Source organism: Nocardioides sp. NPDC004968 (assembly GCF_040608935.1).
In the GTDB taxonomy this organism is placed as follows: Bacteria; Actinomycetota; Actinomycetes; order Propionibacteriales; family Nocardioidaceae; genus Nocardioides.
The window spans coordinates 151,894-171,995 of the sequence record NZ_JBEXJF010000003.1 but is presented as its reverse complement, the minus strand read 5'-3'; the positions used below and the strand labels follow the sequence as shown (position 1 = coordinate 171,995).

19 protein-coding genes are annotated in these 20,102 nt (G+C 69.9%); 8 read left to right on the top strand and 11 right to left on the bottom strand.

The window, feature by feature from the left end:
• Positions 1-78 precede the first annotated feature (78 nt).
• The 3 genes from ABZU72_RS05510 (at position 79) to ABZU72_RS05500 (ending at position 3,020) form a co-directional block, all read left to right on the top strand.
• Positions 79-1,410 (top strand): LCP family protein, encoded by a 1,332-nt coding sequence (locus ABZU72_RS05510; RefSeq protein WP_355017867.1) that lies wholly within the window; start codon positions 79-81, stop codon positions 1,408-1,410.
• Between the two features lie 96 nt (positions 1,411-1,506).
• Entirely contained in the window at positions 1,507-2,232 is a 726-nt protein-coding gene (locus ABZU72_RS05505) for an ATP-binding cassette domain-containing protein (RefSeq protein WP_355017866.1), read from the top strand.
• Positions 2,232-3,020 (top strand): ABC transporter permease subunit, encoded by a 789-nt coding sequence (locus ABZU72_RS05500; protein ID WP_355017865.1) that lies wholly within the window; start codon positions 2,232-2,234, stop codon positions 3,018-3,020. The genes ABZU72_RS05505 and ABZU72_RS05500 overlap by 1 nt, the downstream gene beginning before the upstream one ends.
• A gap of 12 nt (positions 3,021-3,032) precedes the next feature.
• On the opposite strand, the gene ABZU72_RS05495 is transcribed toward ABZU72_RS05500, so the two are convergent.
• Complete coding sequence (locus ABZU72_RS05495) at positions 3,033-3,701, bottom strand: response regulator transcription factor (protein WP_355017864.1); 669 nt, start codon at positions 3,699-3,701, stop codon at positions 3,033-3,035.
• A complete protein-coding gene (locus ABZU72_RS05490; RefSeq protein WP_355017863.1) occupies positions 3,698-4,831 on the bottom strand; it encodes a histidine kinase in 1,134 nt (377 codons plus the stop codon). The genes ABZU72_RS05495 and ABZU72_RS05490 overlap by 4 nt, the downstream gene beginning before the upstream one ends.
• A gap of 138 nt (positions 4,832-4,969) precedes the next feature.
• On the opposite strand from ABZU72_RS05490, the gene ABZU72_RS05485 reads away from it, so the two are divergent.
• Positions 4,970-5,869, top strand: coding sequence for a crotonase/enoyl-CoA hydratase family protein (locus ABZU72_RS05485; RefSeq protein ID WP_355017862.1), 900 nt, complete (start codon positions 4,970-4,972; stop codon positions 5,867-5,869).
• Between the two features lie 156 nt (positions 5,870-6,025).
• On the opposite strand, the gene ABZU72_RS05480 is transcribed toward ABZU72_RS05485, so the two are convergent.
• The gene (locus ABZU72_RS05480) at positions 6,026-6,523 is read right to left on the bottom strand and encodes a gluconokinase (RefSeq protein ID WP_355017861.1); all 498 of its coding nucleotides are present in this window, start codon (positions 6,521-6,523) and stop codon (positions 6,026-6,028) included.
• The gene (locus ABZU72_RS05475; protein ID WP_355017860.1) at positions 6,523-7,263 is read right to left on the bottom strand and encodes a dienelactone hydrolase family protein; all 741 of its coding nucleotides are present in this window, start codon (positions 7,261-7,263) and stop codon (positions 6,523-6,525) included. Before ABZU72_RS05475 ends, ABZU72_RS05480 begins: the two co-directional genes overlap by 1 nt.
• 43 nt (positions 7,264-7,306) lie before the next feature.
• Here ABZU72_RS05475 and ABZU72_RS05470 point away from each other — a divergent pair, with 43 nt between their 5' ends.
• Positions 7,307-7,792, top strand: a complete 486-nt coding sequence (locus ABZU72_RS05470) for an SRPBCC family protein (RefSeq protein WP_355017859.1) — start codon at positions 7,307-7,309, stop codon at positions 7,790-7,792.
• A gap of 3 nt (positions 7,793-7,795) precedes the next feature.
• Here the strand turns inward: ABZU72_RS05470 and ABZU72_RS05465 are convergent, their stop codons facing one another.
• From ABZU72_RS05465 to ABZU72_RS05445, 5 genes are all read right to left on the bottom strand, one after another.
• Entirely contained in the window at positions 7,796-8,602 is an 807-nt protein-coding gene (locus ABZU72_RS05465; protein ID WP_355017858.1) for a 3'(2'),5'-bisphosphate nucleotidase CysQ, read from the bottom strand.
• 10 nt (positions 8,603-8,612) lie between these two features.
• Positions 8,613-10,658, bottom strand: a complete 2,046-nt coding sequence (locus tag ABZU72_RS05460; RefSeq protein WP_355018092.1) for a protein kinase — start codon at positions 10,656-10,658, stop codon at positions 8,613-8,615.
• Between the two features lie 103 nt (positions 10,659-10,761).
• Complete coding sequence (locus ABZU72_RS05455; protein ID WP_355017857.1) at positions 10,762-12,108, bottom strand: exopolysaccharide biosynthesis polyprenyl glycosylphosphotransferase; 1,347 nt, start codon at positions 12,106-12,108, stop codon at positions 10,762-10,764.
• Positions 12,109-12,249: 141 nt separating this feature from the next.
• Positions 12,250-12,942: a response regulator transcription factor gene (locus tag ABZU72_RS05450; RefSeq protein WP_355017856.1), complete on the bottom strand. Its 693-nt coding sequence runs from the start codon at positions 12,940-12,942 to the stop codon at positions 12,250-12,252.
• Positions 12,923-13,915 (bottom strand): HAMP domain-containing sensor histidine kinase, encoded by a 993-nt coding sequence (locus ABZU72_RS05445; RefSeq protein ID WP_355017855.1) that lies wholly within the window; start codon positions 13,913-13,915, stop codon positions 12,923-12,925. The genes ABZU72_RS05450 and ABZU72_RS05445 overlap by 20 nt, the downstream gene beginning before the upstream one ends.
• Before the next feature lie 432 nt (positions 13,916-14,347).
• On the opposite strand from ABZU72_RS05445, the gene ABZU72_RS05440 reads away from it, so the two are divergent.
• Positions 14,348-14,944: a LuxR C-terminal-related transcriptional regulator gene (locus ABZU72_RS05440; protein ID WP_355017854.1), complete on the top strand. Its 597-nt coding sequence runs from the start codon at positions 14,348-14,350 to the stop codon at positions 14,942-14,944.
• Positions 14,945-14,961: 17 nt separating this feature from the next.
• Here the strand turns inward: ABZU72_RS05440 and pth are convergent, their stop codons facing one another.
• Positions 14,962-15,570 carry an aminoacyl-tRNA hydrolase gene (gene pth, locus ABZU72_RS05435; RefSeq protein ID WP_355017853.1) on the bottom strand — a complete coding sequence of 203 codons (609 nt, stop codon included), beginning with the start codon at positions 15,568-15,570 and terminating at the stop codon, positions 14,962-14,964.
• A gap of 7 nt (positions 15,571-15,577) precedes the next feature.
• Positions 15,578-16,198 carry a 50S ribosomal protein L25/general stress protein Ctc gene (locus tag ABZU72_RS05430; RefSeq protein WP_350659331.1) on the bottom strand — a complete coding sequence of 207 codons (621 nt, stop codon included), beginning with the start codon at positions 16,196-16,198 and terminating at the stop codon, positions 15,578-15,580.
• A gap of 222 nt (positions 16,199-16,420) precedes the next feature.
• Between ABZU72_RS05430 and pepN the strand changes: the two genes are divergently transcribed.
• Positions 16,421-18,853 carry an aminopeptidase N gene (gene pepN / locus ABZU72_RS05425; RefSeq protein ID WP_355017852.1) on the top strand — a complete coding sequence of 811 codons (2,433 nt, stop codon included), beginning with the start codon at positions 16,421-16,423 and terminating at the stop codon, positions 18,851-18,853.
• A gap of 48 nt (positions 18,854-18,901) precedes the next feature.
• A complete protein-coding gene (locus ABZU72_RS05420) occupies positions 18,902-19,915 on the top strand; it encodes an LCP family protein (RefSeq protein WP_355017851.1) in 1,014 nt (337 codons plus the stop codon).
• The last annotated feature ends 187 nt before the right edge of the window (positions 19,916-20,102 follow it).

Below are 20,102 nucleotides of genomic sequence, written 5' to 3'. Positions count from 1 at the left end.
TATCACCAGTCACACGAGTAACACGGTGGTGCGACGCGCCGACTAACTTTAGCGGCCTGGCACGGTACGTTTGAGCGCATGCCAAACCCCCGCAACCCTGGCAGCCCCAACGATCCCCGGTCGCAGCAGTACGGCTGGGCGTACGGCAATGGCCAGCATGCTCAGCCCTCGGGGCCCGAGCCCACCAACGTCATGCCCACCGTCCGGCGCCCGTCCGGCGGCGCGCCGCCTCCGGCGCCGCCGCATGGCGGCTATGACCGGCCGCTGCCCCAGCCGGGGCAGATCGCGCCGACCCCTGGGCAACAGGGCGGGTATGGCAACCAGGGCTACAACCAGGGCTACAACCAGGACTGGAGCCAGCCGAGCGAGTACGGCGGCAACGGTGGCAACGGCGGCTATGGGGGTTCGGGCGATGGCTACGGCGGTCGCGGGGGCCGCCAGCCCAAGCCCAAGAAGCGCCACCCGTTCCGCCGGTTCGTCGCCATCGTGATGATCCCGGTGCTGATCCTGGTCGGCGCGGTCGCCTGGATCGGCATCAGCGCATGGAACAAGGTCGACAAGGTCCCCTATGAGCCGACCGCCGGCGAGCGGCCCGCGGACCAGCCCGGCACGACGTACCTCATCGTCGCCAGCGACTCCCGCGAGGGCCTGACCGCCGAGGAGAAGAAGAAGCTCTCCACCGGTGACGCCGCGGGCAGCCGCACCGACACCATCAAGCTGCTGCACACCGGCGCCGGCAAGACGATCGTGGTGACCCTCCCCCGCGACTCCATCGTGCCGATCCCGGGTCATGGCGAGACCAAGATCAACGCGGCGTTCGCCTACGGCGGCCCCGAGCTGCTGGTGCAGACGATCGAGCAGAACACCGGCGTACGCATCGACGGCTACGTCGAGATCGGCATGGGCGGTCTGGCCCGGCTCGTCGACGGCGTGGGTGGCATCGAGATCTGTCCGAAGAAGGACATGAAGGACCCCAAGGCCGGCCTGGACATCAAGAAGGGCTGCCAGGAGGTCGATGGAGTCACCGCGCTCGCCTACTCCCGTTCCCGCTATGCGGCCGAGGACGGCGACCTGGGTCGTGGCGCCAACCAGACCGAGGTCATCTCCGCGATCGGCAAGAAGGCCACCAGCCTGGGCACCCTGCTGAACCCGGCCAAGCTCGCCGAGATGGGCGAGGGCGCCGAAGGACTAAAGGTCGGCGAGGGCATGAGCGTCATCGGCGGCGCGAAGTTCCTGTGGGCGTTCAAGGCGCTCGCCGGCGGCTCCGCGATGACCTGCGGCGTCCCGATCCGCGACTTCGCGGTCAACTGGCGCAAGGAGGACGCGCTGACGATGTTCGGTCACATCAAGGAGGACACCGTCGACCAGATCCCGGCGGACATCTGCACGCCGACCGGTCTGCCCGAGTAGCCCGTTCCACCCCGGCCGTCCCTACTGACCTTCGTCGGTAGGGACGGCTGCTTTTCGTCCACTGTGCGCGCCCTCGCACGTCCCTAGGTTCGAGGCATGATCACTTTGGACCACCTGACCAAGAGATACGGCGCGACCACCGCGGTCGACGATCTCACCCTGCAGATACAGCCCGGCCGGGTCACCGGCTTCCTCGGCCCCAACGGCGCCGGGAAGTCCACGACCATGCGGATGATCCTCGGCCTGGACCGGCCGACGTCGGGGACCGCCACCATCGACGGCCGTCCGTATGCCTCACTGCGGCGCCCGCTGCGCGAGGTCGGGGCGCTGCTGGACGCCAAGGCGGTGCACCCCGGTCGCCGGTTGCGTACGCATCTGGTGGCGATGGCGCGGAGCAACTCGATCCCGGTGGCCCGGGTCGACGAGGTGCTCGAGCGGGTCGGTCTCGCGGGGGTCGCCCGGCGGCGGGCCGGGAGCCTGTCGCTCGGGATGAGCCAGCGGCTCGGGATCGCGGGCGTGCTGCTCGGCGACCCGCGGGTGATGCTCTTCGACGAGCCGGTCAACGGGCTCGATCCCGACGGGGTGATGTGGATCCGGAAGCTGCTGAGGTCGCTCGCCGCGGAGGGGCGTACGGTCCTCGTCTCCAGCCACCTGATGAGCGAGATGCAGCAGACCGCCGACCACCTGGTCGTGCTGGGCCGCGGGCGGCTGCTCGCGGACTCCTCGCTGAGGTCGTTCGTCGCCGGGCACGGGTCGCTCGAAGAGGCGTACTTCCGGCTGACTGCCGGCAGCGTCCAGTACAGCGGGACGGAGGTGGCCTGATGCTGAGCCCATTCCTGGCCACGATCTCGTCCGAATGGACCAAGCTCTGGTCGGTCCGCTCGACCTGGTGGTGCCTGATCGGCGCGGCCGCGCTGATGGCGCTCTACTCGGTCCCGCTGGGCTTCGACGCCGCCGAGCCCAACCCGAACCTGTCCCACGCCGACCAGCTGCTGCATGTCGAGGAGGTCGCCACCGCCGGGCTGCTGTTCACCCAGTTCGCGCTGATCGCGCTGGCCCTGCTGACGGTGACCTCGGAGTACGCCTCCGGCAGCATGCGTACGACCCTGCAGTGCGAGCCCCGGCGCGGCCGGGTGCTGGTCGCGAAGCTGGTCGTCGTGGAGGTCGTCGCACTGGTCGCCGGAGCGCTTCTCGCCGTCCTGGGTGCCGGCCTCGGCTACCTGACGGCGGGTGACTACGGGGTCTTCGACGTCTCCTCGGTGGCCTCGGTGGCCGGCAAGATCAGCGTCTACATGGGCGTGGTCGTCGCGCTGGCGATCGGGCTCGCGGTCGGTCTGCGGAGCACCGCCGGGGCGCTGGTCGTGGCGTTCCTGGTGCTCTTCCTGCTGCCGATGGTGCTGATGATGAGCGGGATGGACCTGATGACCGACGTGTCCTACTACCTGCCGGGGACGGCGGGCACGGAATACCTCGGCATCGGGATCGCGACCCTCTTCGGGCTCTCCGATGGACTCCCCTACGACCGCAACGGCGGGCTCGGGCTCTTCGCCGCCTGGTCCGTGGCCACGCTGCTGGCGGGCTACGTGGTGTTCCGCCGGCGCGACGCCTGAGGCCTCCGCCTGCTAGCGGTCCTCGCTCACGAGCCCTGCCTCGTGGGCGAGGACCGCTGCCTGCACCCGGTTGCGTACGCCGAGACGACCGAACGCGCTGCTCAGATAGGCCTTCACGGTCCCCTCCACGAGGTGGAGACGGCGACCGATCTCGGCGTTCGAGAGCCCGGCGCCGACCAGCGCCATCACGTCGCGCTCGCGGTCGGTGAGGGCGGCGACCTTGACCCGCGCGTCCGCGGCCCGCGACATCCGGTCACCGGCCCCGGCGCCGAGCTCGGCGATGACGCGCTGGGCGACCCGTGGCGAGAGGAAGGCGGCGCCGTCGGCGACCGCGTGCACGCCCGCGAGCAGCTCGCGGGGATCGCCGGACTTGAGCAGGAACCCGCTCGCCCCGTCGCCGAGGGCCCGGGCGATGTAGGCGTCCTCGGAGAAAGTGGTCAGCATGACTCGCGCGGTCTCCGGGGCGGTCCGGGCGATCTCGGCCCCCGCCGCCAGACCGTCCATCCGCGGCATCCTGACGTCGAGCAGCGCGACGTCGGGCCGGTGGCGCTGGGCCGCCTCGACCGCCTCGCGCCCGTCGGCGGCCTCGGCGACCACCTCGATCGCCTCGTCGGTCTCCAGGATCGCGCGTACGCCGGCCCGCACCATCGCCTCGTCGTCGGCCAGCAGCACCCGGATCACAGGGCCACCTCTCGCCGATCGCTGGGTCGGTCACTGCGGGCGGGCAGGTCGGCGACCACCTCGAAGCCTCCGCCCGTGGTGGGACCGTGGCGCAGCGTGCCTCCAGCGGCGCGCGCCGCCTCCTCCAGCCCGGCCAGGCCGAGGCCGGTGGTGGCCCCGACGCGCGGAGGGAGGGTCGCGCGGCCGTTCGTCACCGAGAGGCGTACGCCGTGGGCTCCGGTCTCCACCGAGACCGTCACCGGCGCCCCGGGAGCGTGCCGGGCGGCGTTGGTCAACGCCTCCTGCACGATGCGATGGGCGACGACGTCCCGCACCCCTTCGCCATCGTCGAGCGATCCCGCCAGGCGTACGTCCATCCCCGACTCACGCGCACGCTCGACCAGGCCGTCGATCCCGGCCGCGGCCGGGGTCAGCGGCGCCTCCTCGGCGGCGGGGCGGAGGACGCCGACGATCTCGCCGAGCCGCTCGGTGGCCCCGGCGGCGGCCGCGCGGATGGCGCCGGCCGCCTTCTGGTGGGCGTCGGTGAGCCCCGGTGCCACCTCGAGCGCACCGGCGCGCAGCGCGATCAGGCTGAGCTCGTGGCCCAGCGAGTCGTGCATCTCCTGGGCGATCCGGGCGCGCTCGGCGAGCTGGGCCTGCTCGATCTCGGTCGAATGGTTGTGGGCGACCTGGCGCAGATAGCGGCCGCTGAGCCACGGCAGCGCCATGTAGATGATCATGTTGCCGATCATCGTCATCTGCACTCCGCCGCCGTCGACGACGGCGTCGAGCACGGTCAGCGTCGCCACACCCACGACCGCCACGACCGCGGACGGCCACACCTGATCGGCCGATCTGCCGACGAGGAAGCTCACCAGGATCGCGAACACGACGTAGCTGATCAGGACCCATCCGTCGGTGACCACGACCGTGCCACCGACCAGCGCGCACACGAGCGCCACCGCGACCGCCGGCCACTGCTGCCGGACCCACATCGCGAGGGTGACGCCGAGGACTCCCGCCAGAGCCGACCAGCCCGACCACTGCGGGTGTCCGGCATCGTTCATGTAGAGGTGCTCGGCGGCGACCGCCACGACCAGGAGGCCCGACAGGATCCACTCGAGGGTCCGGGGACGGGGCAGCAGACTCACGCTCACCACGGTAGTCGCGGCATCGCTCCGGACGTACCGACTTTCGACAGTACGCAGACCCGCCCATCCGCGGTTGAACGGACCCAATACGCGACATGGGGTCTCGACAAGCTCGACCACCGGTGCAGACTGTGACCCATGGCTTACGAGACCCTGACCTTCGACGTGGACGCCGATGGCATCGCGCTCCTGACCCTCAACCGCCCCGACGCGCTCAACTCGTTCACGGTGACGATGGCGCGCGAGCTGGAGGAGGTCTTCACCACCGACGCGATGGCCGACGAGGTGCGTGCGGTGGTGGTGACCGGCGCCGGGCGGGCGTTCTGCGCCGGGATGGACCTCTCCGCCTCCGGGAACGTGTTCGGCCTCGACGAGTCGCTGCACCCGACACCCGAGAGGCTCGCCGAGCACCTCGCCGACCCGGCCAACCACCCCGAGTACGCCGAGGGCGTACGCGACACGGGCGGCAAGGTCACCCTCGCGATCCACGCACTCCCCAAGCCGGTGATCGCCGCGATCAACGGCCCGGCGGTCGGCATCGGCGCCACGATGCTGTGCGCGATGGACGCGCGGCTGGCTTCCTCGAAGGCGAAGATCGGCTTCGTCTTCGGCAAGCTCGGCATCGTCCCCGAGGCCTGCTCGTCCTACTTCCTGCCGCGCGTCGTGGGCGTTCCCCGGGCCCTGGAGTGGCTCTACACCGCGGAGATCCTCGACCCCGACCAGGCCCTCGACGGCGGTCTGGTCCGCAGCATCCACCTGCCCGACGAGCTGCTGCCCGCGGCCGTCGAGCTGGCCCGGAGGTTCACCCAGAACCGGTCGCCGGTCGGCACCGCGCTCGTGCGCCAGCTGATCACCCGCAACGCCTCCGCACGCCACCCGCTCGAGGCCCACCTGTCCGACTCGCTGGCGATGTTCTACGCCTCGATCGGCGACGGCAAGGAGGGCGTCGCCGCGTTCCTGGAGAAGCGGGCCCCCGAGTTCACCTCGAAGGCGTCCGAGGTCCCGGACGTGTTCCACGGACAGATTTTTACGGGCTGACCTGCAGCGATAGTCGTTGACCCCCTGTTGTGGGGCCGGATCCTGGGCTACGGTCGAAAGTGGGCCCGCCCGCTGGTCCCTCACCCGGGTGTGGCCGCGGCCGGCACGCAGTGCCCAACCCGAGATGGGCGCGTGTCGGCCGCATCTCGGCGCCGATCAGGCGCCGATCCAGCCTGCGTACTCCTCGACGATCGCGTCGACCGGCTGGTCCACGGCGATCGCCATCCCGGCCTCGTCCGGCTCGAGCGGCTCGAGCGTCTTGAACTGGCTGTCCAGGAGGGCGGCCGGCATGAAGTGGCCGGGTCGGCTCGCCTGGCGCCTCGCGATCACCTCGCGGGTGCCCTCCAGATGGAGGAAGGTCACCTCCGGGCAGTGCCGGCGGAGCTGGTCACGGTACTTCCGCTTCAGCGCCGAGCAGCCCATCACGCCACCGCGCTCGGCGTGCCGGGCGAGCCACTCCCCGACCGCCTCGAGCCAGGGGTAGCGGTCATCGTCGTCGAGGGCGATCCCTGCGGTCATCTTCTCGATGTTCGCCTGCGGATGCAGATCGTCGGCATCCTCGAACGGCACCCGCAGCCGCCCTGCGATCGCCGCCCCGATGGTCGACTTCCCCGAGCCCGAGACTCCCATCACGACCAGTACCGGTTTCGCCATCACGCCATCGTACGGGCGTAGAGCGCCTCGAGATCGGTGAAGTGCCGATGAGTCCCCGCCTCCTGGTAGGAGGAGGTGTCCGCCATCGTGTAGCCGTGCGGGGCGTCGGGGTAGATGAGGTTGGTGTAGATCACCCCGGCGTCGTCGAGGGCCCTGCTGAGGTCCTCGACGTTCTCCGGCGTCATGGAGCGGTCGTGGTCCGCGTGGCCGAAGTAGTACTCCGCCCTCGTCCCGGCGATGCAGGTGTGCGGCGAGGCAGCGTCCGCGGTGACCAGCCCGCCACCGTGGAAGCCGCCGACCGCGACGAACTCGTCGGGGAACCGCCCCGCGGTCCGCACCGCCAGCCGCGCGCCCATGCAGTAGCCGTGGGTGGCGAGCGGGCCGGTGACGTACGTCTGGAGGGTTTCGACGTACACCGGGATGTCGATCGCCAGCCGGTCCACGGTGAGGCCACGGACCCGGTTCATCGCGCCGCCGGCGAAGAATGCGTCCCTGGCGGCGGGATCGCGCAGGTCGCCGGTCGGTGCCAGCTCCGCCACGCTGCCATCGCGGTAGAACGTGTTGGGTGCGAGTACGACGTAGCCCCAGGAGGCGACCCGCTCGACCATCTCGGCCAGCCGCGGCCGGAGGCCGATGGCATCCATGTAGACGAGCACACCACCCTTCGGCGTGCTCTCGGGCCGTGCCAGATAGGCCTCGGCGGTGCCATCAGGTGTCTCGATCTCGATCTGCTCGACCACGCCCTCACGCTACCGGCAGCACCTTGGTGCCATGCTCGTCCCCATGACTCAGCACCCAGAGGCACTGCACCTCGAATCCTCCCGAGCGATCCCGGTCGCGTACGAGACCGCCCTCGCCCGCGTCCTCCCGGCGCCGCTGCCGCAGATCTTCGGCCGCCGGTACGCCGCGATCAGCCCGATCGCCGAGGTCCGCGACCAGGCCGGCGGGTGGGATGCCGCCGGCGAGACCCGCACGATCGTCCTCGCCGACGGCGCGACCATGCGCGAGACCCTGACCGGCATCGACAGCCCCTCGACGTTCTCCTACGAGATCACGCCGCTCTCCGGCCCGCTCAAGCTCCTGGTCGGCCACGTGGCCGGACGCTGGTCCTTCGCCCCGGCCGGCACCGGCTCGCGGGTCACCTGGTCCTGGGACGTCACGCCCACGTCCCAGGCCGCGTCGTACGCGATGCCTGTCTTCGGGTGGATGTGGAAGGGGTACGCGCGGCAGAGCCTGGAGTCGCTCGAGGAGCTGCTGCTCTCCTCGTGAGCCTCACTCCACCCCGTTGCGCTTGATGAAGGTGAGGATCTGCTCGGAGAGCTCGGGGCGGCACACGATCACGTCGGGCAGGTAGACGTCGTCCTGGTTGTAGCGCAGCGGCGAGCCGTCGATGCGGGAAGTGAACAGCCCGGCAGCGGCGGCGACGGCCACGGGGGCGGCGGAGTCCCACTCGTACTGCCCGCCCGCGTGGACGTACGCGTCGGAGATGTCGCGCACGACCGACATCATCTTCACGCCGGCCGATCCCATCGGCACCAGATCGGCGCCGAGCTCCTCGGCCAGCGCCTCCACGAACGCCGGCGGGCGGCTGCGGGAGACGGCGATCCGGGGACGGGCCGACGTCGACGGCGGAACGACAGGAGCGGCACCGGTGTGGAACGTGCTCTGCACGGACGCGTCGGCAAGCGCCGGCTGCGCGACGGCACCGGCGATCAGCTCACCGTCGTTGGAGGAGGCCCACAGCGCCACGTGCACCGCCCAGTCGTCGCGGGGCGGCTCGGAGAACTCGCGGGTCCCGTCGAGCGGATCGATGATCCACACCCGATCCTTGGTGAGCCGCTCCTTGGAGTCCTTGCCCTCCTCGGAGAGAACCGCGTCCTCCGGGCGGTACTCGGCGACGAGCTCCATCAGCAGCTCATGGGCCGCCAGGTCACCGGCGTCCTTGAGCTCCTTGCCCTCCAGGCTGGAGGTGGCACGCACCTCGAGCAGCCGGCGGCCGGCGGTCTCGGCGAGCCAGGCGGCCAGCAGGTGGTCGGAGGCGAGGATCTCGGTCGTAGGCACACCAGGAGCGAAGTTCACCCACGGCACTCTAGCGAGGCGTCCGCCGAGTCCGATAAAGCCCCAGCCCAAGTCCGATCGCGGCGACCAGCGCCACCCCGGTCAGCACCGCGCGCAGGACCAGCCCGGTCTTGGCACGCTCGTGCACGTCGGTGACGTCGTTGGCCATGGTCTCGGCCGACTTCAGGATCACCTGTAGAAGGCTCTGGATGTATTCGACGGCGCCATCGGACCAGGTGCGGACGATCGGCTCGCCCTTCGACGCCGCCCTCAGCTCCGTGGCGACGCCTTCGATGCTGCCCTTGGCGGCGACATCGCGGACCGTACGCTGCACCATCATCGCGCCCGAGCCCTTGTCGAAGGTGCCGTCGGAGACCCGGTCGAGCTCCGCCTGGAGCTCGGGCGAGGCACCCGAGTAGAACGCCGAGGACGACTTCACCCAGGCGGCCTCCGCGTCGGTGAGGTCCTTGACCGACTTCGTACCGATCTCGTTCTCGGACAGCGCGACGACCATGAGCTCCCGCTCGATGCTGAACGCCTCCGCTGCCCCCGTCAGCCTGCTGAGGTTGCGCACCTGGTCGCCGGTCTGGCCGTCCTCCAGCTCCGGCACCTGCCCCGCGAGCATCAGCAGGTTGCTGGCCAGCGCGGTGTAGACCTCGCGAGCGGCGTCCTGGCTGGCCCGGTCGCCTTCCTGCATCTCGACCCGGTAGAGCTCGAAGTCGTCGAGCACCTCGGTGATGTCGTGGTGGAGTGTCCGCAGCTCGGTGTCACCGTCGACGTCGATCTCGGCCGCCGCCGTCCGCCACTCCTCGACCGCGAGGTCGGTCGTGTGCAGGTAGGTGGAGCGTACGTTGACCGGTGCCTGCGCGACGGGCTGCAGCGCGTCCCGTTCGAAGATCACGTCGACAGCGAGCTCGATGGTCTCGGGGAGCGCCTCGCTGATCGCGGCCGCCCGGCCGGTCTCCGATGCGCTCCGGAAGGAGGCGAACGTCGCCAGGCCGCCCACAGCGACACCGACCAGGGCCACCGCCAGCAGGATGCTCAACGTCCGGTTGGCGCCGGAGCGCTTCGCCACCCGGGACCCGCCGGTCGGGAACGACCCGCTGGCCCCGATCTTCGCGAACGCCCCCGACGAGCCGGTCGCACCGGTCGACCCGGCAGCGGGGAACGAGCCGCTCCCGCCGAAAGCCTCGTAGGCACCGGATGTGCTGATCGGACCCGACGCGTGCACCGGACGCTGCCTGGGCACCTGCACGTCGAAGACCGGCAGCGGGCCCGAGCCGGTGAGCACCGCGACGACGTCGTGTGCGCTCGGCCGCTGCTCGGGATCCTTGGCCATCATCATCGCGACCAGGTCGTCGATGATCTTCGGCACCTGGACCACACCGCTGACCCGCGGGATCGGTGCGGTGGCGTGCTGGTAGACCATCGTCGCCGGGGCGCCGCCGGAGTAGGGGGTGCGACCGGTGAGCATCTCGAAGAAGACGCAGCCCAGGGAGTAGATGTCGCTCGGCGGACCGACCTCGCCACCCGAGCCACGCTCGGGCGAGAGGTAGCCGAGGCTTCCGACCACGTCATGGGTGGAGGTCAGCCGCTGGTCGCCCAGCCGGGCGAGCTGCGCGATCCCGAAGTCGACGATCCTGATCCTGCGGTCGCCGTCGTAGACGAGGTTGGACGGCTTGATGTCGCGGTGGACGATCCCCTGGGCATGGACCGCGGCGAGCGTACGCGCGGACTGGACGATGACCTCACCGGCCTCGCGGGCGATCAGCGGGCCGTGCGAGCGCAGGCGTTCGCCGAGGTCGGGGCCGGTCAGGAGCTCCATGACGAGGAAGGCCATCGGCCCGTTGCCGGTGCGTTCGATCCCGGCGTCGTGGACCTGCACGGTGCCGGGGTGGCTGGCGGCCGCGGTGGAGAGCGACTCGCGCCGGAACCGCTCGATCATCGTGGGGTCGGCCGACGTCCTCACGACCTTGACCGCGACCCAGCGCTGCAGGGTGAGGTCCATGGCCTGCCATACCTCGCCCATGCCGCCTCGCCCGATCAGGCGGTGCAGCTCATAACGGCCGGCAATCATGGGGTGGGGGGAGGTTTGCATGGGGGACGTTCCCGTCGAGGATCCAGTTGTTCGTACGTGTCGGGTTGCTCACACAACGGCCTGGGAGTTTAGGCGACACTCACTAGTAGGCGCCAGAGCCACGCACAACAGCTTTGACTGTACGAACGACGATTCCGAAGTCCCGCAACAGCGTCCAGTTGTCCACATAGTCCAGGTCCAGGCGGACCGTGTCCTCCCAGGAGAGGTCCGAACGCCCCGAGACCTGCCACAGCCCGGTCAGACCGGGTGCAACCGCAAGTCGGCGATGAGAGTCCCGATCGTACATCGCCACCTCGCTCGGCAGGCCCGGCCGGGGCCCGACCAGCGACATCTGGCCCAGCACGATATTCAGAAGTTGCGGCAGCTCGTCGATGGAGTACTTCCGCAGCACCCGCCCGACCCGGGTCACTCGGGGGTCAGCGCGCAGCTTGAAGAGGACGTGGCCCGGCCGGTGGTCGAGCGTGCGCAGCAGCGACTCGGCGTCGACGACCATGGTGCGGAACTTCCAGATCCGGAACTGCTTGCCGCCTCGGCCGACGCGCACCTGCCGGAAGAAGACCGGGCCCGGGGAGTCGAGCTTGATCACGACCGCCATCACGGCGAAGACCGGGAGGAGCACGGCGACGGCGGCCACCGCGGCCAGCCACTCCCACACGTACTTGGCCACCCGGGTGAGCCGCGCCCGTAGGGCCTCGTCGACGTAGAGGAGGGTCATCGAGCCCAGCCGCATCGAGGACGTACGCTGCGGGGTCACGTCCTGCATCCGGGTGCTGACCAGCAGCGGCAGGCCGAAGGACTCGCTCGTCCAGGCCAGCCGCTGGATCTCGCGGCCGGCCAGGTCGGGTCCGGGGACGACCAGCACAGCGTCGGGAGCGACCGAGGCGATGGCGCCGGAGAGCCCGTCGGCTCGACAGACCGCCGCCGCCTCCATCAGGCCGCCGCTGAGCCGGTGAGTCCACTCCGGGATCACGCCGTGGTCATGAGCCGCCTCCACCACGACGACCCGCAGCGGGGTGCGCGGGCGGGAGCTGAAGATGTAGCCCACGATCCGGAACGCGAGCGCGGTCACCAGCCCGAGGATGGTCTGCACGACCAGCTGCGCCTGCGGCAGCTCGACCACCGCACCCAACAGCCAGGTGAACATGCTCATCGCCATGAACGCCTTGAAGACCCCCGAGACCGTCGCCCGCAGACGCTCGGCGCCGGGCAGGATCTTCGGCGCGGTGATCCTGGTGGCCAGTCCCCAGAGCAGACCCCACGCCAGCGCGGGGACGATCTCCTGTCCCACGATCAACGGCGCGAGAATCATCAGCGCGAGCCCGTCGACCATCGAGGCTTGCAACCGAAGGGAGGGTGCCTTGGCAGACACCCTCCGGCGGTTGATGTCGAGCGGGACTACTGTCTCCACCGACGCCAGCTCTATCGTCATCAATCTCCCCCATAGCTGCTGGGCGCCCGAACGCTTACTTCATGCCAGAACAATGCGGGAAGAAAGCGGTCGTTGGGGGCCGATGGGGGTCCGGTTAGACCAAATGAGGGAACCGGAACCCACTGGTCCAGACCAGTCGTCTCACTCCAGCGACTGCGGGGACCGCCAGCCGAGGCGGTGGGCCAGTCCGACGGCGGCGATCTGGGAGGTGACCTGGAGCTTGGCGAGGATGGACTTCACCTGGGTGCGCACGGTCGCCTCGGAGACGACGCCGATGACGGCGATCTCGTGGACGGTGCGACCGAGCATCAGATGGCCGAGGACCTGGGACTCGCGCTTGGTGAGCAGCTCGATGCGGCGGCTCAGCTCGGAGACCTCGTGCTGGCGCTCGAACCAGACCCGGATCAGCCGCTCGCGGTCGCTCACCGCGAGCACGCACGCACCCTGGTAGAGCCGCCTGACGGTGCCGAGGATCTCGCCGAGCGGGCGGGACTTGGACAGCACCGTGCGGGCGCCGTTGCGCAGCGCCTGGCCCCAGCGCGCCTCCTCGATCGCACCGGTCACCACGACCACGTCGACGCCGGCCTTGGCCAGCGGCTCGATGAGGCGTACGCCGTCGCCGTAGCGGCCCAGGTCGAGGTCGAGGAGCACGACCTTCGGCTTGTTGCGGAGCACGACGGAGACCATCGTGGCGGTGGAGACGGGCTCGCCGGGCATCGGGATGCGACGTACGTCGTATCCCTCCATCGAGACGGCGAGCTCGAGCGACTCGGCGAAGAGGACATGGTCCTCGACGATGACTACTCGATACTGACTACGCGGCGACAACGTCATCGGAGGCGCCTTCCTTGTCTGCTTCTGCGGTGGGGCGCTGAATCACGGCGCTGGGAAGAGTGACCACGAAGGTCGTACGGTCCGCGGCGGCGAGGCGGAGCGAGCCGCCCATCCGCTCGGCGACGGTATGGGCCTCGTTGAGCCCGATCCCCTGGCCGGCCGAGTCCGGGCCGCGGACGCCCCACTCGAAGATCCGCTCGCGCACCTCGGAGGCGACCCCGGGGCCGTCGTCGGAGACCTCGATCACGACCATCTGACCGGACTCGCCAGGCTCGTGCCGCACGGCGACGTCGACGGCGCCGGAGCCGTGCTTGGCCGCGTTGTCGAGAAGAATGTTGATGATCCGCGCAGCCGCGTCCGAGCTGCCCACGGCGAGCGCGTTGCCGGGCTCGTGGACGACTGTGGTGCCGCTGGCCTCATGAGCCAGGGCGAGGTTGTGGACCACCGCGTCGACGTCGATCACGCCGACGTCGATCGGCATCGTGTCCGCGCCGCCACGCTGGGCACGGACGAGGCGCTCAAGGCGCCTGAGCTCGCTGCCCATCATGGTCATCATCGCGACGCGACGCTCCGGATCGAGCGTGTCGGAGTTGCACAGCAGCTCACTGGCCGAGCGGACGCCGGCGAGGGTAGAGGTCACCTCGTGCATCCGGGCCCGGTGGAGACGCTGGGTCTCACGCGCGCTGAGCAGGTCGTGGTAGATCTCGTCGGCCGCCTTCGCCTCCGCCGCGCACACGCGCCGGTAGATGCGCACGCCACCGAACAGCAGCGCTGCGGCGGCGACGAGCGAGGTGATGACGACGATGGCCGTGAGGATGGCCCAGAGGACTGCTCCGTGGGCGTGGAAAGAGACCCAAGGTCCCTGAAGGACGGCGATCAGAAAGCTTTGGATACCGATGAAGACGGCGGTGGTCGTTGCGTAGGCGGTGGTTAACCAACCCGAGTTGATCCGCTGGAAAATGGACGTAGACATACTGCTCCCCAGGTCGGGTCGGCCAGTGAGGTATGAGTCCCGAATAGGGCCGTGTCCAGGCCCTGCTCCCCCAGCCCGAGCTTGTCGGGCCGTCCCAATTTGAATGATGTGACCGAAACCTTTACAAGGCAACGTAATCAGCACCGTATCGCCACGTGACCGCATTCCGGGCCAATACCGAGAATTGAGGAGTCATAGAATTTCGAGGTCGTCCACAAACTACATTGCGGGACACGTTGTCCCAGGTCATCCCCAAACTTGGGGCTGTGTAGAACAGGTTTCGGATCTACGCCTGAGGTTGCCCAGAATACCCATACCCCCAGGGAGATCTGGTGTGGCCCGAGACGACCGAACGGCGCGGCAGACATGGCAGGCTCGACCGTACGACTCAGGGTTGCTGTCTCAGCCGACGAGACGATGACCCTCGATGCCGTGACGGTTGCACTCGACGAGCGCGGCATCACGGTCGCGGCGACCGCCTCCATCTCCGCGGACCCCGAGGAGCTGCTGGTCGGAGATCCCTCGGCCTGGCTGGTGGTCACCGACCTCGACGGTTGGACCCATCTCGGCGAGTTGTGTGACCTGGTCCGCAGCGTGCGCCTGCCCGGGGTCGTGCTGACCCCGGCCCCGCGCGGCGGCCTCTGGGGTGCCCTGCTCGAGGCCGGTGCGGTCGCGGTGCTCTCCGCCGACACCGGCTCGGACACGATCGAGGACACGCTGCGCGACGCGGCCGAAGGACGGCGCGGGCACACTCCGAGCGAGGCCGAGGGGCTCATCGCGCAGTGGCACCTGCTCCGGGACGGTCGCGAGCGCATGCACCGCCTGGTCCGCTCGCTGACCGCGCGCGAGTACGAGGTGCTCGAGCTGCTCTACGACGGGGGCACCGTCGCCGAGATCGCGACACGCTTCGGCGTCGCCCAGACGACGGTGCGGACCCAGGTGAAGTCGATCCTGCGGAAGTTCGAGGTCGGTTCCCAGCTGGCCGCTGTCGCTGCGTACGACCGGTATCTGCGACCGCCTAGGAGTTGACCCTCAGGAGTTGACCCTCAGGAGTTGAACTTCTGCTGGGTCTTCTCCAGGCCCTCGTTGATCAGCGTCTCGATCGCGTCGGCGGCGGTGTCGACCACGAACGGCAACACCTTGCGCTCGGTGGTGGAGAAGTTGGAGAGCACGAAGTCGTGCACCTCCTGGCGACCGGGCGGGCGGCCGATGCCGACGCGCACCCGGTGGAAGTCGCCGGTGCCCAGGGAGGACCGCATCGACTTGAGGCCGTTGTGGCCGTTGTCGCCACCGCCCAGCTTGACCCGCATCGTGTCGAAGGCGATGTCGAGCTCGTCGTGGATGGCGATGACATGGTCGGGCTGGACCTTGTAGAAGGTCGCGAGCGCCTTGACCGGCCCGCCGGACTCGTTCATGTAGGTCCGGGAACGGGCGAGCACGACGCGTGGGCCGGGCAGCCCCGGGGTCGCCCCCCGGAGCCGCCCTTCCACGACGTCAGCACGGCCGGACTTGTGGGCACGCCACTTGCCATCCAGCCGGTTGGCCAGCTCGTCGGTGACGAGATAGCCGATGTTGTGACGGTGCCCGGCGTACGTCGGCCCGGGGTTACCCAGGCCGACGACCAGCCAGACGCCGTCGGTCACCGAATCGGTCACCGGTCGGTCACTCGCCGTTGGTGGCCTCAGCCTCGGCGGACTCAGCGGTCTCGCCCTCGGCGGCCTCGTCGGCGGGCTCCTCGTTGGTCTTGGCCTCGGTGATGTTGACGACCAGAGTCTCCGGGTCGGTGACCAGGGTCGTGCCCTTCGGCAGCTCGACGGCGCCAGCGAGGATCTGGGTGCCGGCCTCGAGGCCCTCGACGCTGATCTCGATGCTCTCGGGCACGTGGGTGGCCTCGGTCTCGACGGTCAGGGTGTTGGCGTCGGTGACGACCATGGTGCCGGAGATCGCGTCGCCCACGACGTGGACGGTGATGTCGACGGTGACCTTCTCGCCGGCGCGGACGGCGACGAAGTCGACGTGCTCGATGACCCGGCGGACGTCGTCGACCTGGACCTGCTTGGTCATGGCGAGCTGGATCTTGCCGTCGATGTCGAGCTCCAGCAGCGCGTTGGCACCGTGGTTCTTGAGCGCCATCATGGTGGCGTGGCCCGGCAGGCTCAGGTGCATCGGGTCGGCGCCGTGGCCGTAGACGACCGCCGGAATCTTGTTCTCACGGCGGATGCGGCGAGCGGCACCCTTGCCGAACTCGGTGCGCTTCTCGGCTACGATCTTCTCGCTGGACATGCGTTGAACTCCTCGATGAGTGGTGCTGACGTCAATGGCGCCCGGCTGGTCCAACGAAGGCCGTGCGACGAAGGCACGGCGTCTCCCGAAGAGACGTCCACCTTGTCGATCACGGAGCGCGATGCGCTCCCTCGCCGAGGCAACTGCCACAGACTATCCCCGGATCACGCTCACCGCGAAATGCGCGCGCGTGCTGACCTGCGAGGACGTACGTTGGAGGTCGTGTCCCTCACACTCGACGAGGCCCGCACACGGGCCGGCGTGCTCAGCTCCGTCTCCTACTCGCTCGATCTCGACCTCACCGGTCCCGAGACCTTTCGGAGCCACACCCGGGTCCGGTTCCGTTCCACGGTCGCCGAGACGTTCCTGGATCTGAAGGGCGCCCTCGCGGTGTCGCTGGTCGTCAACGGGGAGGCGGTCGAGGTGGCGTACGACGGCCGGCGGGTGGGCCTGACCGGCCTCTCGACCGGGCTGTCTGACGGGGCGGTCAACGAGGTGGAGGTGACCGCGACGATTCCCTATACGACCGACGGCGACGGGATGCACACGTTCACCGACCCCGTCGACGGATCGCGCTATGTGTCGGCCTACCTGGGCATGGACAATGCCTCGAAGGTCTTCGCCTGCTTCGACCAGAACGATCTCAAGGCGTCGTTCGCGGTCGCGGTCACCGCCGATCCGGCCGACACCGTCCTCGCCAACGGCGCCGTCGTCTCGCACGACGCCGGCCGTTGGGTCTTCGCCGCCACTCCCCCGATCCCGCCGGCACTGCTGGTCGTCGCCGCCGGGCCGTGGCACTCGGTGCGGTGGACGTACGCGCTCGATTCCGGGGAGAGCCTGGACTTCGGCTGGCATGCCCGGCGGTCGCTGGCGGACGAGCTGGACCGGGACGCGGACGAGCTGCGGCGTACGTCCGAGGCGTGCTTCGTCCACTACGCCGACCTCATCGACGAGCCCTATCCCTTCGACTCCTACGACCAGGTCTTCGTGCCCGGGCTCAACTGGGGCGCGCAGGAGATGCCGGGATGCGTGACCTACCGCGACGAGCTGTTGCCGCGCGGCGCGATCACCGACACCCAGCGGGCGATCCGCGCGGTGATCATCGCTCACGAGATGTCGCACATGTGGTTCGGCGACTCGATGACGATGACCTGGTGGGAGGACACCTGGCTGCAGGAGTCGTTCGCCGACTACATGGGCTACCGGGTCGCGGAGGCCGGCGCCGGCTTCTCGGACCTGCGGGTCGAGGTGGAGGTCGGGAGCAAGCCGTGGGGCTACCGCTCCGACGCGCGCAGCTCGACCCATCCGGTCGCTCCGCTGGCGGTGGACGTACCCGACGTGGACACCGCCGCCACCATCTTCGACGGCATCTCCTACGCCAAGGGCGGAGCCTGCTTGGTGCAGCTCGCCTTCTGGCTCGGTGACGAGGAGTTCATGGCCGGGGTCAACCGCCACCTGACCCGCTTCCGGTTCGCCAATGCGACCCTGGCCGACTTCGTCGAGTCGCTCGCGGCGAGCTCGCCGAAGGACGTACGCGGGTGGGTGGACGCCTGGCTGCGGCGCCCGGGGTTCGACACGGTCTCGGTGCGGCGCGACGGGGACGTCCCGGTCCTGGAGCGCGAGGGGAGCCGGCCGCACGCGTTCACCGTCGCCGGCTACGACTCCTCGCTCGGGCTCGTGGAACGCAAGCGGATCGAGCTGGGTGCCGAGCCGGTGCCGCTGCCGGAGTTCGCCGGGCTCGTCGTCGTCCCCAACGCCGGCGGCGAGACCTTCGCCGCGCTCCGCCTCGACCCGGGGTCGTGGGAGGTGCTCTCCGGCGGGCTCTCCCGGATCGAGGACCCGCTCGTACGTGCCGTGCTCTGGTCTGCCACCGCTCTTCGGGTGCGATCGCGTGACCTGTCGGCCGACGACTACCTCGACCTGGTCGAGACCCACCTGCCTGCCGACACCCGGGCGGACATCATCGAGGGGGTGCTCGCCGAGACCCGCTCCGTCGTGATCCCGCAGCGGGTGCCGGCCTCGCGCGCGGCTGGAGCGGTCGCCCGGGTCGCCGCCGCGTCCGCCGCGGGCCTGGCGGCTTCCGCCGACGACGAGCAGCGGGCCCTGGCCTGGGCCGCGGCCCTGGCCGCGACCAGCGCGGACGCCGAACTGCTGCGCAGCTGGCTGGACGCCGACAAGGTCGGGGTCGGCATCCCGCTGCTGCCGACCGCACGCTGGGCGGCGATCGTACGTCTCGCCTCGCTCGGTGAGGCCGACGCGCGCTTCATCGCGACCGAGCGCGACCGGGACGGCACCGCCGAGGGAGACCTCGGGGCGCTTCGGGCCCTCGCCGCCCGCCCCTCGACCAGCGCGAAGGACGCTGCCTGGGAGGCGATGCTCGCCCCCGGTGTCGACAACCGTCGCTTCGGGGCGCTGGCATCGGGGATGTGGATCGCCGAGCAGGCGCATCTGCTGCGTCCCTACGTCACCGCCTATCTCGCCGAGGCGCCGGCCCTGGCCACCCGTGGTCAGGCCTTCGCCATCGAGGTCGGCCGCGCCTTCCCGCGGATCGCTCTCGATGAGGGTCAGCTCGATGCGCTGCGCACCGCCCTGGCGGGCGATGTACCGACGATCCTGCGGCGGTCCTGGGAGGACCACTTCGACGACCGCGAGTAGCGACCACTAGCCTCTATCCGCCCTCGACCCCCACCACTGAGGACGGCCATGAAGAAGTCGCGCATCTGGCTCGGCGTCGGGATCGCGTTCGTCGTGCTCGTCGGCGCCGTGACCGGCACCGGCTGGTATCTCGCCCACCGGCTCGACCGTCAGGTCCGGACCGTCGATGTCTTCGCCGGGCTCGAGGAGCGTCCTGAGGCAGCGGGCGACGCTGCGGGCGCCCTGAACATCCTGCTCCTCGGCACCGACGGGCGCACCGGCGGCAAGGCCACCACCGGCAGCGAGGCCACGGCGTCGTGGACGCCCGGCGAGCAGCGGGCCGACACGATGATGCTGCTGCACCTCAGCGCGGACCGCCGCTCCGCCTCGGTCGTCTCGATCCCCCGGGACTCCTGGGTACGGATCCCCGGGCACGGCAAGGCCAAGGTCAACGCCGCCTTCTCCCAGGGTGGACCGAGGCTCAGCGTGCAGACGGTCGAGAAGCTCACCGGCGTACGCATCGATCACGTCGCCTGGGTCGACTGGGCCGGCTTCGAGGAGATCGGCGACCTCCTCGGCGGCGTCGAGGTCTACATCCCCGAGACCGTCCACGACTCCGCACGCCACCGCACCTGGACCAAGGGCACCCACCTGCTCAGCGGTGAAGAGGCCCTCCTCTACGTACGCCAGCGCTACGGCCTCCCCGGCGGCGACCTGGACCGGGTGAAGCGCCAGCAGTACGTGCTCCGCTCCATCCTCCGTGGCCTGAGGCAGAGCGTCGACCCGAAGAACCCCAAGAAGGCGTACGATCTCCTCGACATCATCACCCGCCACCTCACCGTCGACTCCGGCTTCTCCGGCGGCGACCTGCGTGGGTTGGCCCTCGATCTCGCCCGGATGCCCTCGGAGGACCTGACGTTCTTCACTGCCCCTGTGGCCGGGTTGGGCAAGGAGGGTGCGCAGAGCGTTGTCCGTCTCGACAAGCGCGAGGGCCGCCGTCTGTGGGCGGCTATGCGTGAGGACGACATGGATGCGTGGCTGGCTGAGAACCCTGAGCTAGTTACCGGCGGAACGGTCAGCTAGGGCGCTCTTTCGCGGGGCTGGTGGCCGCCGACCCTTTCGGGGAGGGTGGCTGGCCTACTCGGAGAAGATCTTGGACCTGGCGGCCGCACCGCAGCAGCGGCAAGACCAGAGGCTGCGCGAAGGCTCAGATCAGCGAGCGCCATATGGGCTCGGACGAATACGGGCACGGCGGCGCAGGCCGCCACCG

What these genes read in the sequence shown, in the direction of transcription:
- ABZU72_RS05505 (WP_355017866.1), top strand. Translation starts at nt 1,507, where the DNA reads ATGATCACTTTGGACCACCTGACCAAGAGATACGGCGCGACCACCGCG.
- ABZU72_RS05445 (WP_355017855.1), bottom strand. Translation starts at nt 13,915, where the DNA reads ATGTCTACGTCCATTTTCCAGCGGATCAACTCGGGTTGGTTAACCACC.
- ABZU72_RS05430 (WP_350659331.1), bottom strand. Translation starts at nt 16,198, where the DNA reads ATGTCCAGCGAGAAGATCGTAGCCGAGAAGCGCACCGAGTTCGGCAAG.
- ABZU72_RS05420 (WP_355017851.1), top strand. Translation starts at nt 18,902, where the DNA reads ATGAAGAAGTCGCGCATCTGGCTCGGCGTCGGGATCGCGTTCGTCGTG.
- ABZU72_RS05500 (WP_355017865.1), top strand. Translation starts at nt 2,232, where the DNA reads ATGCTGAGCCCATTCCTGGCCACGATCTCGTCCGAATGGACCAAGCTC.
- ABZU72_RS05455 (WP_355017857.1), bottom strand. Translation starts at nt 12,108, where the DNA reads ATGACGATAGAGCTGGCGTCGGTGGAGACAGTAGTCCCGCTCGACATC.
- ABZU72_RS05480 (WP_355017861.1), bottom strand. Translation starts at nt 6,523, where the DNA reads ATGGCGAAACCGGTACTGGTCGTGATGGGAGTCTCGGGCTCGGGGAAG.
- ABZU72_RS05470 (WP_355017859.1), top strand. Translation starts at nt 7,307, where the DNA reads ATGACTCAGCACCCAGAGGCACTGCACCTCGAATCCTCCCGAGCGATC.
- ABZU72_RS05460 (WP_355018092.1), bottom strand. Translation starts at nt 10,658, where the DNA reads ATGATTGCCGGCCGTTATGAGCTGCACCGCCTGATCGGGCGAGGCGGC.
- ABZU72_RS05485 (WP_355017862.1), top strand. Translation starts at nt 4,970, where the DNA reads ATGGCTTACGAGACCCTGACCTTCGACGTGGACGCCGATGGCATCGCG.
- ABZU72_RS05510 (WP_355017867.1), top strand. Translation starts at nt 79, where the DNA reads ATGCCAAACCCCCGCAACCCTGGCAGCCCCAACGATCCCCGGTCGCAG.
- ABZU72_RS05450 (WP_355017856.1), bottom strand. Translation starts at nt 12,942, where the DNA reads ATGACGTTGTCGCCGCGTAGTCAGTATCGAGTAGTCATCGTCGAGGAC.